General features: G+C 60.8%; 15 protein-coding genes and 1 tRNA gene. 11 read left to right on the top strand and 5 right to left on the bottom strand.

Features of this window, described 5'->3' with window-relative positions; genetic code table 11:
• Positions 1–248: 248 nt before the first annotated feature.
• A tRNA-Thr gene (locus MUN46_RS03915) sits at positions 249–324 on the bottom strand.
• Positions 325–478: 154 nt separating this feature from the next.
• On the opposite strand from MUN46_RS03915, the gene tsaE reads away from it, so the two are divergent.
• From tsaE to murI, 9 genes are all read left to right on the top strand, one after another.
• On the top strand, positions 479–985 hold the full coding sequence (gene tsaE, locus MUN46_RS03910) for a tRNA (adenosine(37)-N6)-threonylcarbamoyltransferase complex ATPase subunit type 1 TsaE (RefSeq protein WP_243376943.1): 507 nt from the start codon (positions 479–481) through the stop codon (positions 983–985).
• Positions 976–2,226 carry an N-acetylmuramoyl-L-alanine amidase gene (locus MUN46_RS03905; protein ID WP_243376944.1) on the top strand — a complete coding sequence of 417 codons (1,251 nt, stop codon included), beginning with the start codon at positions 976–978 and terminating at the stop codon, positions 2,224–2,226. The genes tsaE and MUN46_RS03905 overlap by 10 nt, the downstream gene beginning before the upstream one ends.
• 86 nt (positions 2,227–2,312) lie before the next feature.
• A complete protein-coding gene (gene fba / locus MUN46_RS03900; RefSeq protein ID WP_243376945.1) occupies positions 2,313–3,377 on the top strand; it encodes a class II fructose-bisphosphate aldolase in 1,065 nt (354 codons plus the stop codon).
• Positions 3,378–3,447: 70 nt separating this feature from the next.
• Complete coding sequence (locus MUN46_RS03895; RefSeq protein ID WP_243376946.1) at positions 3,448–3,834, top strand: diacylglycerol kinase; 387 nt, start codon at positions 3,448–3,450, stop codon at positions 3,832–3,834.
• 82 nt (positions 3,835–3,916) lie between these two features.
• Positions 3,917–4,807, top strand: a complete 891-nt coding sequence (locus tag MUN46_RS03890) for a phosphoribosylaminoimidazolesuccinocarboxamide synthase (RefSeq protein WP_243376947.1) — start codon at positions 3,917–3,919, stop codon at positions 4,805–4,807.
• A 96-nt stretch (positions 4,808–4,903) separates the two neighbouring features.
• The gene (gene purE / locus MUN46_RS03885; RefSeq protein ID WP_243376948.1) at positions 4,904–5,422 is read left to right on the top strand and encodes a 5-(carboxyamino)imidazole ribonucleotide mutase; all 519 of its coding nucleotides are present in this window, start codon (positions 4,904–4,906) and stop codon (positions 5,420–5,422) included.
• 3 nt (positions 5,423–5,425) lie between these two features.
• Positions 5,426–6,586 (top strand): 5-(carboxyamino)imidazole ribonucleotide synthase, encoded by a 1,161-nt coding sequence (locus tag MUN46_RS03880; RefSeq protein WP_243376949.1) that lies wholly within the window; start codon positions 5,426–5,428, stop codon positions 6,584–6,586.
• Between the two features lie 14 nt (positions 6,587–6,600).
• Positions 6,601–7,608 carry an L-threonylcarbamoyladenylate synthase gene (locus MUN46_RS03875; protein ID WP_243376950.1) on the top strand — a complete coding sequence of 336 codons (1,008 nt, stop codon included), beginning with the start codon at positions 6,601–6,603 and terminating at the stop codon, positions 7,606–7,608.
• Positions 7,605–8,444 carry a glutamate racemase gene (murI, locus tag MUN46_RS03870; protein ID WP_243376951.1) on the top strand — a complete coding sequence of 280 codons (840 nt, stop codon included), beginning with the start codon at positions 7,605–7,607 and terminating at the stop codon, positions 8,442–8,444. Before MUN46_RS03875 ends, murI begins: the two co-directional genes overlap by 4 nt.
• Here the strand turns inward: murI and MUN46_RS03865 are convergent.
• Entirely contained in the window at positions 8,441–9,505 is a 1,065-nt protein-coding gene (locus MUN46_RS03865; protein ID WP_243376952.1) for a DUF72 domain-containing protein, read from the bottom strand. The genes murI and MUN46_RS03865 overlap by 4 nt on opposite strands.
• Before the next feature lie 222 nt (positions 9,506–9,727).
• On the opposite strand from MUN46_RS03865, the gene purB reads away from it, so the two are divergent.
• Positions 9,728–11,095: an adenylosuccinate lyase gene (purB, locus tag MUN46_RS03860; RefSeq protein ID WP_243376953.1), complete on the top strand. Its 1,368-nt coding sequence runs from the start codon at positions 9,728–9,730 to the stop codon at positions 11,093–11,095.
• Positions 11,096–11,150: 55 nt separating this feature from the next.
• Here purB and modC read toward each other — a convergent pair whose 3' ends face one another.
• The 3 genes from modC to modA are packed head-to-tail and all read right to left on the bottom strand — an operon-like array spanning position 11,151 to position 13,725.
• Entirely contained in the window at positions 11,151–12,248 is a 1,098-nt protein-coding gene (modC, locus tag MUN46_RS03855) for a molybdenum ABC transporter ATP-binding protein (RefSeq protein ID WP_243376954.1), read from the bottom strand.
• Positions 12,245–12,943: a molybdate ABC transporter permease subunit gene (gene modB / locus MUN46_RS03850; protein WP_243376955.1), complete on the bottom strand. Its 699-nt coding sequence runs from the start codon at positions 12,941–12,943 to the stop codon at positions 12,245–12,247. The genes modC and modB overlap by 4 nt, the downstream gene beginning before the upstream one ends.
• Positions 12,944–12,969: 26 nt before the next feature.
• Entirely contained in the window at positions 12,970–13,725 is a 756-nt protein-coding gene (gene modA, locus MUN46_RS03845) for a molybdate ABC transporter substrate-binding protein (protein ID WP_243376956.1), read from the bottom strand.
• Positions 13,726–13,830: 105 nt separating this feature from the next.
• Between modA and MUN46_RS03840 the strand changes: the two genes are divergently transcribed.
• Positions 13,831–14,673 (top strand): TOBE domain-containing protein, encoded by an 843-nt coding sequence (locus MUN46_RS03840; RefSeq protein ID WP_243376957.1) that lies wholly within the window; start codon positions 13,831–13,833, stop codon positions 14,671–14,673.
• Positions 14,674–14,677: the final 4 nt, after the last annotated feature.

Below are 14,677 nucleotides of genomic sequence, written 5' to 3'. Positions count from 1 at the left end.
TAAATTGTATATACTTTCTTGAATCAGATTTACATCCGGACAGATCCAGCAGCCCGGCCAAATAAAGGCAGCGAAAGTAAGCCGGGATGGAGCCAGCCCGGGATCTGCACAGAAAAAGGGAATAAAAGCGGCATCCCCGATGTTTTCCCCGGTCTCTCCGGGGGCTTCCGCGGCAACGGGCCGCGTGGAACTGGTGCGGGGAAAAAAGAAAAACCCGGGTCGCCTGTGAGCGATCCGGGATGGAAATCTGGTGCCGGTGAAGAGAGTCGAACTCCCGACCTTCGCATTACGAATGCGCTGCTCTACCAACTGAGCTACACCGGCCTGCTTTTCTGCTTGTCTGAGCAGAAAGAGGTTTGTATTATATTCAACAATAAATAAAATAGCAAGACATTCCGTCCGCGGGTTTAAATTTAAAATACCCGCGGCTGGATTTTCAGCTTTTTTTTATCTTCCCCTTTAAGTTACTCCGTCCACAATGGCAACCGTCAGTTCCTGTTCGCCCCTTGTTTTGGAGGATGAGTCGGCAACTATCCGGCTGGGCAGCCTGCTTGCGGGCGCATTCTGCGGCCTGAGCCGGAAAATAGCCGAGAGCGGCTTCAATCTCAGGCTGGACGGAACCCTGGGCGCGGGCAAGACCACCCTCACCCGGGCCATGTTGCGCGCGCTGGGGATCACCGGCAGAGTCAAAAGCCCGACCTTCACTTTGGTTGAGACCTACGACGCGCCCCTTTTCACGGTGCACCACTTTGACTTCTATCGGTTTGAGTCCCCGGAGGAGTTCGACGACGCTGGCTTCCGCGATCTCTTCGGACCGGGCAAGCTCACGGTCTGCGAATGGTCCGAGAAAGCCCTGCCGTTCCTCCCCGCGCCCGACCTGACCATCTTTCTTTCATTGTTCAAAGACGGAAGAAAAGCCCGGCTGGAGCCCTGCGGGGAGGCCGGGGAAGCGGCCGCTCGAGAGGTTTGTAGGCAATGGATTTAGTTCGTCGCGATTTTCTCGCCCGCAGCGGCGGGATTCTCCTTTTTTCGCTTCTGCCGTGGGACATCGCCTATGGCGCAGACATTCTTGACGTGCGGCTGTGGCCCGCGAGTGAATACACGCGCATCACCATTGAACACAACGGCAACCTCAAGTTCCGCTCATTTGTCGTCCGAGATTCATCCCCCGTCCGGATGGTCGTAGACATCGAAGGGCTCGCACTTTCCGATAGTCTGAAGAAGAAGATCAGCGAAGTCCGCCCCAGCGGCCCCACCATTTCCGCCATCCGCATCGGCCAGAACAAGGCCAACGTCGTGCGGCTGGTCATCGACGTGAAGGAAGACATCCGCCCTGAGATTTTTGAACTGGCACCGATTGCGAACTACAACCGGCGTCTGGTTATGGATCTTTATCCGAAGTCTCCCCGGCCGGTCGACTCCGCCGAAGCCGAGGACGACCCGATAGCCGCGGCTCTTGGCGGCAGGCGGCAGCCTGCGGCCGAGAGCCCCTCGCGCAGCTCTTCCGGCACGCCTTCCTCCGGCTCTCCGCGGATCACTCTCATGATCGACCCGGGACACGGCGGCGAGGACCCGGGCGCCACGGGCAGTGCGGGAACCCACGAAAAAGACGTCGTTCTCTCCATCGCACAGAAGCTGGAAAAACTGGTTGCGAAGGAAAATGACATCCAGTGCTTTAAAACCAGAGGCAGCGATTATTTCGTGCCGCTCGGCGAGCGTGTCCGTCTCGCTCAGAAAGCTAGGGCCAACCTCCTGGTGAGCATTCACGCCGATGCCTGGATTTCCCCCAGCGCTAGCGGATCCTCAGTCTTTGCCCTATCCGAAAGAGGCGCCTCCTCGGCCGCGGCCAAATGGCTCGCCCAGAAGCAAAACGAGGCCGACCTGATAGGCGGCATCAACCTCAGGGGGGTCAACCGCAAAGTCCAGAATGTCATCGTTGACATGTCCAATTCCTGGAAAATCAGCTACAGCCTTGCCCTGGGGCAAAGCGTTCTAGGACAGCTCTCGAAGCTCAACAACCTCCACAAGCACAATGTGGAGCAGGCCGGCTTTGCCGTCCTCAAGGGGCAGGGCATCCCTTCCATCCTTGTTGAAACGGCGTTCATCTCCAACCCCTCCGAAGAACAGAGGCTGAGAAACGAGGACTACCAGTGGCAGCTCGCCCAGGGCATCCTGGAAGGCATCAAAAAGCAGATCGGCAGGGACAAGTCCCTTCTGCAGGGTTGACCTCCGCCCCCTGCGGCCTCAGGAAAACTGACACAGCGCTTTGATAGAATAAGGGCCACCCTAAGCACCTTTTCGGAGTCTTTTAGATGGCTCTTGTAGCAATGCGTCAGCTGCTTGACCACGCGGCTGAAAACAATTACGGCATCCCCGCATTCAACGTCAACAATCTCGAGCAGGTCCAGGCCATTATGTCCGCGGCCGAAGAAACGGGCGCTCCCGTCATTCTTCAGGCTTCTGCCGGAGCCCGCAGCTATGCAGGCGAGCTGTTTCTCGAGCATCTCATCAAGGCGGCCGTCGAGTCCTATCCGGACATCCCCGTCGCCATGCACCTTGACCATGGCAGGAGTCCATCGGCCTGCTTCAGCGCCATGCGCTACGGCTTCACGTCAGTGATGATGGACGGCTCGCTCATGCCCGACGGCAAGACCGTGGCGAGCTACGAATACAATGTCAGAACCACGCGCCGCATCGTTGAAACAGCCCACAGCATTGGCGTTTCCGTTGAGGGCGAACTGGGCTGCATCGGCTCGCTCGAGACGCTGAAAAGCGCCAAGGAAGACGGGCAGGGAGCGGAAGGCTCCCTCACGCGCGAGCAGCTCCTCACCGACCCCGAGCAGGCCGCGGACTTCGTCCGCGAAACCCAGCTCGACGCCCTGGCCATCGCGATCGGGACCAGCCACGGGGCCTATAAATTCACACGTGAGCCCACTGGAGAAATCCTGGCGATCGACCGCGTCAAGGAGATACACGCAAGGCTGCCCAACACCCATCTCGTCATGCATGGCTCGTCTTCCGTCCCGCAGGAGTTCCTGGCCGAAATCCGCCGCTACGGCGGAGTCATGAGGGAAACCTACGGCGTCCCCGTCAAGGAAATCCAGACGGCCATTCAGCACGGCGTGCGCAAGGTGAACGTGGACACCGACATCCGCCTTGCCATGACCGCCGCCGTCCGCCGCTTCCTGGTTGAGCATCCGGGAGACTTCGATCCCAGGAGCTATCTGAAGGCCGCGAGAAAGGCCGAGCAGGAAATGTGCAAATCCCGTTATATAGCCTTCGGCTGCGAGGGACAGGGAGCGAAGATTCACCCGATTCCCCTGTCCAAGTTCGCAAAAGGCTACGAGGACGGCTCCATTTCCCAGAAGGTCATCTAAACTCTGGGAACCCCCAGCCCCCGAGGCGGATCCTTCGCGCTGATCCGCCTCTCTTTTTTTGGAATTTGACATGTCAGGTGACGCTCGCGAACTCAAAGGCAGGACAGGGCTGCGCAGGCTGGTCAACGCCTTCGGCTACTCCATTGACGGCTTCCGGGCCATCTGGTCCTCCGAGCAGGCATTCAGGCAGGAATTCTGGCTCAGCGTCGTGCTGATTCCCGTTGCGGTTCTGTTGCCGGTCAGCAGGACGCAGAGCGCCCTGCTCGTCTTCTCGCTTTTTTTCCTCCTGATCGTCGAAACCCTGAATTCAGCCATTGAGGCTGCCATTGACCGGATCGGGCCGGAAATTCATCCTCTTTCCAAAAAGGCAAAGGATCTCGGCAGCCTAGCCGTGCTTCTCACCTTGGCGGCGGACGCCCTGATCTGGGTGCTGGTTCTGCTCGACGCTTTTTGGTGAGCAGCGGCGTTTCCCCCGCTTCAGCAGGGTTAAAATGATTCCGCTTCCGTGTCCTTGCAATCTCTTTTATGGAGAACCATCCATGACAGGCCTTTTGAAAACCAGCCTGAAGTCGCTTCCGCTCGTTTACAGCGGAAAAGTGAGGGACAGCTACGCCGTCGGCGATGACAAGCTGCTGCTTGTGGCCACTGACCGCATTTCCGCCTTCGACTTCATCCTTGGGGCCCCCATCCCTTACAAGGGACAGGTTCTGACAGCGCTCACCAACTTCTGGTTTGAGAAATTAAAAGGCGTTCTGCCGAACCATCTGACCGGCATTGCGCCTGAGTCTGTTGTTGCTCCCGACGAAGTGGAGCAGATCAAAGGCAGGTCCGTGGTCGCCATGAAGCTCAAGCCCATTTTGATCGAATGCGTGGCCCGCGGCTACCTGACCGGTGGCGGCTGGAAGGAATACGTCGCCAGCGGCTCCGTCTCCGGCGTGAAGCTGCCGAAGGGCCTGCAGATGTCTCAGAAGCTCGACGAGCCGATTTTCACGCCGTCGGCCAAAGCGCCGGTCGGCACGCACGACGAGCCGATCAGCTACGAAGAGTGCGTGAAGCGTTATGGCGGAGACATTGCAAAGACCATTCGCGATGCGACCCTGGAGCTTTATCGCCGCGCCGCTGACTATGCCGCAACCCGGGGCATCATCATCTCCGATACGAAATTCGAGTTCGGCATTGACAACGAAGGCCGGGTCCGCCTGATGGACGAAGTCCTTACTCCGGACTCCTCCCGCTTTTGGCCCGCCGACCAGTACAACGTCGGCATTTCTCCGCCTTCCTTCGACAAGCAGTACATCCGCGACTGGCTTGAGTCGACCGGCTGGGACAAGAAAGCCCCTGCTCCGGTTCCGCCCGAGGACGTCATCAACCGCACGAGCGAAAAATACCGCGAGGCCCTCTTCCGCCTCACCGGCATCAAGCTCGGCTGATGGGATCTGAACCGCAGCGGTTTGAACGGAGGCTGAGGGATGCGAATCCCCCTCCTCCGTTTTTTAATCCCTCTCTCTATTTGCAGGATTGAAGAAATGGACAACAGCAAACAACCCGTGGTTGGTGTTCTGATGGGATCGGCCTCCGACTGGGAGGTCATGAGCGGCGCCTGCCGGATCCTGGAGCAGTTCGGCGTTCCCTTTGAGGCGCGCGTCGTCTCCGCGCACCGCATGCCCGACGAAATGTTCGCCTATGCGGAGTCCGCGCGCGGCCGCGGCATCAAATGCATCATTGCCGGCGCCGGCGGAGCTGCGCACCTGCCCGGAATGCTGGCGGCCAAAACCACGCTGCCGGTTCTGGGCGTTCCCTGTGTCTCCAAGTATCTCAGAGGCCAGGATTCGCTCTACTCCATTGTCCAGATGCCGAAAGGCGTACCCGTGGCCACATTTGCCATCGGCGAGGCAGGGGCCGCCAACGCGGCGATCTTTGCTGTCCGGATGCTCGCGGCGAGCGATCCCGTGCTGGCCCGGAAAATGACGGAATTCATGGCCTCCCAGAACCAGGCCGCCCGGAACATGTCCCTTCCTACGGGCGACTTCAAGGAGGCATGCTGAAAAATGACTGATTCACACGTCCTGCTGCCCGGCAGCTGGCTTGGCATGATGGGAGGCGGGCAGCTCGGGCGCATGTTCAGCGTGGAAGCCAGCCGCCTCGGCTACCACGTCGCAGTCCTCGATCCCGGCGAGGTCAGCCCGGCCGGTGAAGTTTCCGCGCTTCGGATTAAAAAAAGCTACAAGGACCGTGAAGCGCTGGATCAGATGGCCTCGCTGTGTCCCGCAGTCAGCACGGAGTTCGAAAACGTCCCGGCCGCCTCGCTCGCCTATCTGGCTGAAAAAGGCTGCCGCACCGCGCCTCTTGCCGAGGCGGTCTCCGTTTCTCAGGATCGGAACAGGGAAAAGGCCTTCATAGCGGCCGCCGGAGTTCCGGTCGCCCCCCACGCCCCCATCCTGTCTGAATCTGACTGCCAGGAGGCGCCGGCGGAGCTCTTTCCCGGCATTCTGAAGACAGCCAGGCTCGGCTATGACGGAAAGGGGCAGGTCGTCGTCGGCAAAAAGGAACAGCTTCTACAGGCGTATCTGTCGCTCGGGAAAGTGGAGTGCATTCTCGAGAAAAAGCTCGCGCTGAAGACAGAGTGCTCCGTCATTGTCTGCCGAGGGCTTGATGGAGAGACGGCCACTTTCCCTGTTTTTGAAAACCACCATCTGCACGGGATTCTTGCCGAAACGGTTCTCCCCGCGAGAATTCCCGATGAAACTGAGGCCCTCGCAAGAGCGGACGCCATCCGGATTGCCAACGCGATGAAGTACGTCGGCGTTCTCTGCATCGAGTTCTTCGTGCTCGAGGACGGCTCCGTCATCGCCAACGAAACGGCGCCGAGGCCTCACAATTCAGGGCACATCACCATCGAAGCGTGCATGACGAGCCAGTTCGAGCAGCAGGTGAGAACCATGGCGGGGCTGCCCCTCGGCAGCACTTCGCTTAAAACGCCCGGCATCATGCTCAACATTTTGGGCGACGCCTGGGAAAAAGCTGGCGGCGAGCCCGACTGGGCACGCGTCCTCGCCATCCCGGGCGTGAAGCTGCACCTCTACGGCAAGGCAGAGCCCCGGCATGGCCGGAAAATGGGGCACGCCGCCTGCCTGGGCAGAACGCTGGACGAGGCGCTTGAGCGGGCAAAAAAGGTGGCCCGCATCCTGCAGCTACCAGAACCGTTCTGAGGACGACGCACGCCATGACTCTGAGCCCTGAACAGGAAAAGGCCGTGGAGACGGCCTGCGAGGTGCTGGAACGCGGAGGGCTTGTCGCCTTCCCGACGGAAACTGTCTACGGACTGGGTGCGGACGCTGACAATGAACGCGCCGTAGGCCGTGTGTTCGAAGCGAAGAAACGACCGACCTGGCACCCTCTGATTGTTCACCTGCCCGATGCCGACAGCCTCTCCTGGTGGGCCTCGTCCGTGCCGAAGGAGGCCGTTGTTCTCGCGGAAAAATTTTGGCCGGGCCCTCTCACGATGGTCCTGCCCAGGGCCCGCAGGTGCGGCCCCTGGGTGACAGGAGGACAGTCAAGCGTAGGGCTCCGGTGCCCTTCGCACCCGCTCGGGCACGCGCTCTTCAAGGCCTTTTCTGGCCCCGCGCACCGGGGGGTCGTGGGTCCTTCGGCCAACAGCTTTGGGAGGATTTCTCCGACCACGCCGCAGCATGTCCTTGACGATCTGGGCCTCAGGCCGTCGGGCAAGGTCGACTACATCCTGGACGGGGGCCCGTGCACCGTTGGCGTCGAGTCCACCATCATCAACCTCTCGGGCAGCGAGCCCGAGCTGCTGCGCTACGGCGCGATCACGAGAGAAATGCTTCAGGAAGCGCTCGGCCGCCCGGTGGTCAACCCCCGGGCTGGCTCTCCCAGAGTCTCCGGCCAGCTCAAGAGCCACTATGCGCCACGCACCCCCCTCACGCTGGTAGAGGCCGAGAAGCTGCCCGAGGCTGCGGCCGCACTCAATCCGCAGTCCTGCGCTGTCATGGCGCCGAGGCAGATCCTGGACCGGTGTCCCGGCAATGTCGTTTTCAGGCTGGAGGCGCCCGAGGACGAACCTGCATACGCGGCCCGGCTCTACAGCAGCCTGCACCTGCTGGACGCGTCCGGCGCGACACATATCCTTGTGGCCAAGCCGCCCACAGGCTCGATCTGGGCTGCGGTCAACGACAGGCTGGCGCGGGCTGGAGCGCCACGGGGGCAGAAATGAAGCTTGACTACGACTGGAAAAACGCTGATCTGCCCATTGGAGCTCTGGATTCCGGCCTGGGCGGGCTTTCCGTCCTGCGGGAAATGCGCAGGCTGCTGCCACACGAGAACCTCATTTTCGCAGGCGACTGCGGCAAGGCTCCGTGGGGAGACCGTACGGACGCCTGGATCACCGCCCGTACTGAAAAAATCGTTCGCTTTCTTGCCTCAAGAAAGATCAAGGCCCTGGTCGTCGCCTGCAATACCGCGACAGCGGCCGCAGTCGACACACTCAGGCGAGAGCTGCCCTTCCCGATCATAGGGATCGAGCCCGCAGTCAAACCGGCCGTCGCGCTCTCCCGCGACGGCATAGTCGGCGTCCTTGCCACAACGAGAACCATTCACTCGCCGCGCCTGCAGAGCCTCATCAGGCGCTTTGCGGGAAATGACAGGGTCATCCTGATGGCCTGCCCCGGGCTGATGGACCGGGTGGAGGCGGGAGATTTCCACTCGGAAGAAACCCGCCGGCTCATCGAGAGCTACGTCGGCCCCCTGCTCAAGCAGGGCATCGACACGCTGGTTCTCGGATGCACACACTACCCGTTCCTGGCCGACGAGATTCGGCGCGCAGCGGGAGAAGGCGTCGCCATCATCGATCCCAGCCCCGCGGTGGCACGGTTTCTGAAGAAAAGGCTTGAGGAAAATTCTCTTTTATCAGGCCGCTCAGCCGAAGGCCAGGTTGAATTCTGGTGCACGGGCCGCGCAGATGTCCACACCAGCGTCCTTCGCAGGCTCTGGCCCGGGGAGGTCGCCATGAAGCCGCTCGACCAGGCCTGGCCGGAGCTGCTGCGGGACTAGCCTGCAGCACCGCCTTGCCGGTCGCGCTCTTCTGAGATTCTCTCGGCCAGCCTTTCGGCCAGCGAAAACATGGAAAGCGGGGCGCATCCCTCGGCCTTGTTGTTTGCGACAACAAAAGAGTTCTGCCTGCCCCGCAGCGCTGACAGTATCAGACTCACGATGCCCTCTCTGGTGACCGGATCGGGCCTTTGGATGCTGGAAAAAGGCTCAAAACGCTGCCTCGCGTCGTCAAAGCGGTCCCCAAGGGCAAGAGACCAGCGCACCACCAGTGGACCCTTGAGCCCCGCCGGGGGCCCGGACTCACCGATGCGGTCCAGGGCGAAGAGCGCATTGGTCTGTCGGGCAATGTCGGGCATGCTCGGGTGCAGACCGATGACAAGCCGCGCCCCGGACTCCCTCAGGACGTTTAAGAACCGAGGCGTATAAATGGCGGGCGTCCTGATCTCGACGGCGTAGAAGGCATCGGGCGAGCGCTCGGAAATCGGCGGCAGCCTGGAGAGAAACTCTCCCAGGCGCTCGATCTGGCGGACCCGGTCCTGCGGATCCCTGAGCCACCCGCGGGGCAAAGCAGAAAACTCGAAAACCAGCGGGCCCGCCTTGCCGCCCAGCCCTTCGAGAACCGGCAGCACAAACTCTTCGGCGGCCTTCCTGTCATTCAGGTAAAACGGATTTTCTCCCAGAGGCCTGCCGCCCGCTCCGCGCTTCATGCAGTCGGTCACGGCAGCCGGCGCCTTCACCAGAAACCTGAAATTATCCGGAACCTGCCCGGCAAAGCGGGCGTACTGAAGCATGGGCAGCGGCCTGTAGTAGGCCCGGTCGACGCCGGCCGTGGTCAAAATGGGGTTGGCGCTGTAGGCCCTCAGCCCTTCCTGAGCCAGATTCCGGGTGCTGCTGAAACGGCTCCAGACGATGCCTTTCCAGCCGGGGAAGGCCCAGGAGGACGAGCCCAGATGCACCGAACGGGGAATAATCCTCGCCGCGCGCCTCATAGACTCGGAGGGCGGCTCAGGCGCAATGGGGACTGCGTCCTGCTCCTCCTCGAACAGATCAAAACCCGCCATTTCTCACCCCGCAGAATAAAAGGAAAGCGGCCCGGGCGCCCGCCGCTCCGGCATCCCGCATCTGCTATAAACATAGCAGACATCACGAAGCCTGGCCGCCAGGACTTCCCGCGGCGCCCCGGTTCTGTCCGCGGACGGCCTCCGGGACGGTTGAGCTAAAATTTAATGGTTCTGCTCATGGAGCGGAAACCTTACCTCTCTTAACCTTCCTGGATCTCGAAAATGGAACTTTCTGCTCTGACCGCCCTGAGCCCTCTCGACGGCCGTTACGCCAGTCAGACCGACGTCCTCCGGAACATTTTTTCCGAATACGCCTTCATGCGCGCGCGCGTCCGCGTCGAAACCGAGTGGCTGATCGCTCTGTCCGAATTCGGCCTGCCCGAACTCAAAAACATCTCCGATCACGGCAAAGCCTTCCTGCGCGGCCTCGCTGTCAATTTCTCGCTCGAGGACTGCCAGGCAATCAAAGACATCGAAAAGACCACCAACCACGATGTGAAGGCCGTCGAATACTGGATTAAGCGGCAGGTGGCTCACGACGAGGAGCTCGCCCGCGCCTCCGAATTCGTGCACTTCGCCTGCACTTCGGAGGACATCAACAACACCAGCCATGCGATCATGCTCAAGGAAGGCCGCGCCGAGCTGGTGAGCTTCCTCAGGAAGATCCATGCGACGCTGGCGGACTTCGCCCATCAGTGGGCCGACGTCCCCATGCTGGCCCGCACCCACGGGCAGCACGCCTCGCCCACAACCGTCGGCAAGGAATTCTCCGTATTCGCCGTCCGGCTGCAGCGCATCATCGAGGCCATTGAAAACGTCAGGATTCTGGCCAAGATGAACGGAGCGGTAGGCAACTTCAACGCGCACCTGATCGCCTACCCGGAATACGACTGGGAGGGCTTCGCCAAAAAAGTGGTCGAAACCCGCCTGGGGCTGCACTTTGACACGCACACGACTCAGATTCAGCCGCACGACTACATGGCCGAGCTGTTTCAGGAAATCTCCCGTGCGAACACCCTCTTCATCGATCTGGACCGCGATGTCTGGGGCTATATTTCCCTCGGCTACTTCCACCAGAAGCTCAAGGCGGGCGAAGTCGGCTCCTCGACCATGCCGCACAAGGTGAACCCCATCGACTTCGAGAATTCCGAGGGCAATCTTGGCATGGCCAACGCCTTTTTGAACCACCTGGCCGGCAAGCTGCCTATTTCGCGCTGGCAGCGCGATCTCACCGACTCCACCGTTCTGCGCAACATGGGCGTGGCCTTCGGGTACTGCTTCGTCGGCTACAACGCCCTTACCAGAGGGCTTGGAAAACTCGAGATCAATCTGCCGGGAATCGCCTCGGATCTCAACGGCGCCTGGGAAGTCCTCGCGGAAGCCATTCAGACCGTTATGCGCCGCTACGGCATTCCGAAGCCCTATGAACAGCTCAAGGCTCTCACGCGGGGCAAGGAGGGCATCACGGAGCAGGTTCTGGCCGACTTCATCCGCACGCTGGCCATCCCGGACGAAGCCAAGGACAGGCTGCTGAAGCTGCGCCCGTCGACCTACATTGGGAAAGCCGCGGAACTCGCCCGGAGGGCGTAACCGCCAGGGGGCTCGCCGCCCCCTTCGGGTCCGGCGCACCCCAAAGGAGCGGCCCTCAGACGCTGAGGGCCGCCGTTTTAATCAGCGCCCAGACCTTCTGCCCCTTCTCCAGGCCCAAATTTTCCGCGGCCCGTCGGGTGATTCTGGCCATCAGGCGGCTCGAACCGCAGGTGAGATCGACCAGACTTTGCGCCGGGCTTACGTCCGGCTCTATGTCCCTGACTGTGCATTCAAGCGAGTTCTGGATGCTGCTGGCTGCCTCCGCAGTCCGCGACAGCGCCACATCGCGGGCAAAGATCTTCACGCGGACCTCTTCGCCCGGCTCGGTGCGGGCCGACGGAATCCAGAGCGTTCCGCCGGAATCAAGCCTTACGCAGGCGAGAGCGTACTTCTCGTCAGTGCCGGAAATACGCCCGTGCAGAAAGCTCACGCGGTCGGTCTCGATTTCCACCGGGGCCGAGATTTCGCAAATCAGGCGGGAAGCGGGTCCGCGCTTCGTGATGACGCCGTTTTCTATCAGAATGATGAAGTCTGCGAGCCTTGCCACTTCCTCGGCGGAATGCGTCACATAAAGAACCGGAATCTGGAGCTCATCGCGGATTTTCTCTATCCAGGGCATGATCTCCTGGCGCCTTGACCAGTCAAGGGCCGACAGAGGCTCATCCATCAGCAGGATTTTCGGGTTGAGAACCAGAGCCCGCGCAATGGAAACGCGCTGCTGCTCGCCGCCGGACAGCTCGTAAGGCCGGTGATTCAGCAGCTTGGACAGCCCGAGCAGCTCCACAGCCTCGTCAATCCGGTCCCGGCTGCTTCCGCCGCGGCCGAACTTCAGACCGAACTGGATGTTTTCCCTCGCCGTCATATGCGGGAAAAGGCTCGCCTCCTGAAAGACATAGCCGAGCGATCGCTGCCAGGTCGGAACGAAAACGCCTTTGTCGGAATCCTGCCAGAGCTCGTCACCAATCTTCACGATTCCGCGGGCCCGCTCCAGCCCAGCCACTGACCTGAGAATGGTGGTTTTGCCGCAGCCCGACGGGCCGAACAGGACCGTAATGCCCGTGCTCAGAAGCTCAAAATCAACATCCAGCGAGAAATCCTTCCCGCGGGAAAGCCTGAGGGCCACCCGCCCCCCCATTTCGTTTTGAGCACTCATTTAAAGATCCTTCCCGCCTGCCTGTTGAGCTGCGCCAGAGCCAGCAGCACGATAAAGGAGAACACCAGCATTCCTCCGGCCAGAACATGGGCCTTGCCGTATTCCATCGCCTCGACCAGGGAATAAATCTCGGTGGAGACGACCTGCGTCTTTCCAGGCACGTTGCCGCCGATCAAAAGCACCACGCCGAACTCCCCGATCGTGTGCGCAAAGGTAAGGACTATCCCGGTCAGGAACCCCGGACGGCAAAGAGGCACCACCACTTTCACAAAAGTCGTGAAGGGCCGAACCCCCAGAGTTGAGGCCACCTCGGAGGGCCGCGGCCCGAGGGACTCGAAGGACGTCTGCAGGGGCTGGATCATGAAGGGCAGCGAGTAGACCATCGAGCCGATCAGCAGCCCCGGAAAAGTGAAGGTGAGCAGTCCAATCCCCAGCGACTCCGTGAGCTTTCCCAGCGGCCCGTTCGGCCCCATGAAAATGAGCATATAAAAGCCGAGCACAGACGGCGGGAGGACCAGAGGCAGCGTGAGCACCGAACTGAGGGTCGAGCGCAGGGCGCTCTGGCCGCGGGAAAGCCACCAGGCCACCGGTGTGGCGAAGATCAGGAGCAAGAGCGTCGTCATCAGAGCGAGCTTGATGCTGACGACTATCGGATAGAGCTCCTCAACGGTAAATGACGAAAGAACTTCCTCCATGACCTTCCCTTGAGCGAAACCCCGGCTTACTTGACGGCGTAGCCGTAGTGGAGCTTCACCTTATTGGCTTCATGGGAGCGCAGGAACTGCATGAACTTCTTGGCCGCCGCGCTCTTCTCGCCGTGCTTGAGCAGCACGGCATCCTGCTTGATCGGCTTGTAGTACTGAGCGGGGACGATCCAGCCGGAGCCCGAGGTCATCTTCCCGTTCTTATAGACCTGGGAAAGTGCGACAAAGCCCACCTGGGCGTTGCCGGTCTTCACGAACTGGAAGGTTTTGCCGATGTTGTTGCCGGTCACGAATTTCGGCTTGTACTGGTCGAGCAGGTGAAGGGCCTCGAGGGTCTGGTAGGCAGCCTCGCCATAGGGGGCGAGCCGCGGATCGGCCACGGCGCACTTGTCAAACTTCATTTCCTTCACAGCCTTGCCGGCGGCATCCACCCGGGAAGCGTCGGAAGACCAGAAGACGAGCTTGCCCTGGGCATAGGTAAAGGAGGAGCCCTTGACGCCCAGCCCTTCAGCCTCGATCTTAGCCGGAGTCTTGGCATCGGCAGCCAGCAGGATGTCAAACGGAGCACCGTTCTTAATCTGGGCGTAAAAAGCCCCGGTGCTGCCAAAGGAGAGCTTCACCTTGTTGCCGGTCTGTTTCTCGAACACCGGAGCAAGATCCGTTGCCGGGGCAGTGAAGTTGGCGGCAACGGCCACATGGATCTCTTCGGCCTGAGCGGGAAGAGCCACTGCGAGGACGACAGCCGCGGCGACGGCGGCGCAAAGCTTCTGCATGGAAATCTCCTTACAATGAATAGGGTTGAATATTTCCTTATTCAGCATACGCTATTCGTTTTTGGAATAAATTCCATTCTACAGCAAAGTCTCTCCCTTATTACCATGTCCGAAAATCTTTCCAAGACCTCCGTCCCGCCGGAAATGCCCCCTGCCGAAGGCGGCGAGGATCTGAATTCAGCCGCTTCGCTTTCGCTTGCACGCTCCCTGTCGGCTGTCAGCGACAGAAGAATCGACATCCTGAGGCGCATTGGGGAGACCGGGTCCATTTCCGAGGCGGCGCGCGCCTCAGGAATCTCCTACAAGGCGGCCTGGCAGGCGCTTGAGTCCCTGGAAAACCTCGCAGGAGGGAAGCTGGCAGAAAAGGCGGTCGGCGGCGCAAAAGGCGGCGGCACCAGACTCACAGCTACAGGCCGGCAGGTGATTCGGATCTCCGACCGCCTCGCCCAGGCCCGGGCCCAGATACTCGCCGGATTTTCCAGGGAAGACCAGTCGCTGGCCGAGCAGCTTCACACGGGCAGCCTTCTCACCAGCATGAGGAATATTCTGCCCTGCACGGTCGAGGACATCCACCACGGGCCGGCCCAGGTCGTCGTCTACCTGCGGCTCGACGAGCACAACGTCATCAAGTCCTCCATTACGCAGGAAAGCGCCCAGCTGCTGGGGGTTTCCATCGGCATGCGCATGCTCGCCGCCACAAAGGCGACGGCCATCGACATCGCAAGGGTGTTCCCCGACGAGCGCTATGAGAACATCCTCAGGGGAACGGTCACCCGCTGCGCCAGATCTGAAAAGGGCGGCGAGGTCACCCTGAAGCTGCCCAGCGGACTCCTTGTCGTCGGCTTTGCCCGCCGCGGCCACAAGCTAAGCATGGGCATGGCGGCGGAAGCATCGGTTCCCTCTAAGGCAATTGTCTTAGGACTAGTTTCTGCGGCTTCAAAAGCTTAAGTCA

This window comes from Mesosutterella faecium, from assembly GCF_022809315.2.
Lineage (GTDB): Bacteria > Pseudomonadota > Gammaproteobacteria > Burkholderiales > Burkholderiaceae_F > Mesosutterella > Mesosutterella faecium.
The sequence above is the reverse complement of the archived record's forward strand: the minus strand, read 5'-3'. Positions and strand labels throughout refer to the sequence as shown.

Coding starts and splice junctions, on each gene's coding strand:
- tsaE (WP_243376943.1), top strand. CDS start 479: ATGGCAACCGTCAGTTCCTGTTCGCCCCTTGTTTTGGAGGATGAGTCG.
- MUN46_RS03905 (WP_243376944.1), top strand. CDS start 976: ATGGATTTAGTTCGTCGCGATTTTCTCGCCCGCAGCGGCGGGATTCTC.
- fba (WP_243376945.1), top strand. CDS start 2,313: ATGGCTCTTGTAGCAATGCGTCAGCTGCTTGACCACGCGGCTGAAAAC.
- MUN46_RS03895 (WP_243376946.1), top strand. CDS start 3,448: ATGTCAGGTGACGCTCGCGAACTCAAAGGCAGGACAGGGCTGCGCAGG.
- MUN46_RS03890 (WP_243376947.1), top strand. CDS start 3,917: ATGACAGGCCTTTTGAAAACCAGCCTGAAGTCGCTTCCGCTCGTTTAC.
- purE (WP_243376948.1), top strand. CDS start 4,904: ATGGACAACAGCAAACAACCCGTGGTTGGTGTTCTGATGGGATCGGCC.
- MUN46_RS03880 (WP_243376949.1), top strand. CDS start 5,426: ATGACTGATTCACACGTCCTGCTGCCCGGCAGCTGGCTTGGCATGATG.
- MUN46_RS03875 (WP_243376950.1), top strand. CDS start 6,601: ATGACTCTGAGCCCTGAACAGGAAAAGGCCGTGGAGACGGCCTGCGAG.
- murI (WP_243376951.1), top strand. CDS start 7,605: ATGAAGCTTGACTACGACTGGAAAAACGCTGATCTGCCCATTGGAGCT.
- MUN46_RS03865 (WP_243376952.1), bottom strand. CDS start 9,505: ATGGCGGGTTTTGATCTGTTCGAGGAGGAGCAGGACGCAGTCCCCATT.
- purB (WP_243376953.1), top strand. CDS start 9,728: ATGGAACTTTCTGCTCTGACCGCCCTGAGCCCTCTCGACGGCCGTTAC.
- modC (WP_243376954.1), bottom strand. CDS start 12,248: ATGAGTGCTCAAAACGAAATGGGGGGGCGGGTGGCCCTCAGGCTTTCC.
- modB (WP_243376955.1), bottom strand. CDS start 12,943: ATGGAGGAAGTTCTTTCGTCATTTACCGTTGAGGAGCTCTATCCGATA.
- modA (WP_243376956.1), bottom strand. CDS start 13,725: ATGCAGAAGCTTTGCGCCGCCGTCGCCGCGGCTGTCGTCCTCGCAGTG.
- MUN46_RS03840 (WP_243376957.1), top strand. CDS start 13,831: ATGTCCGAAAATCTTTCCAAGACCTCCGTCCCGCCGGAAATGCCCCCT.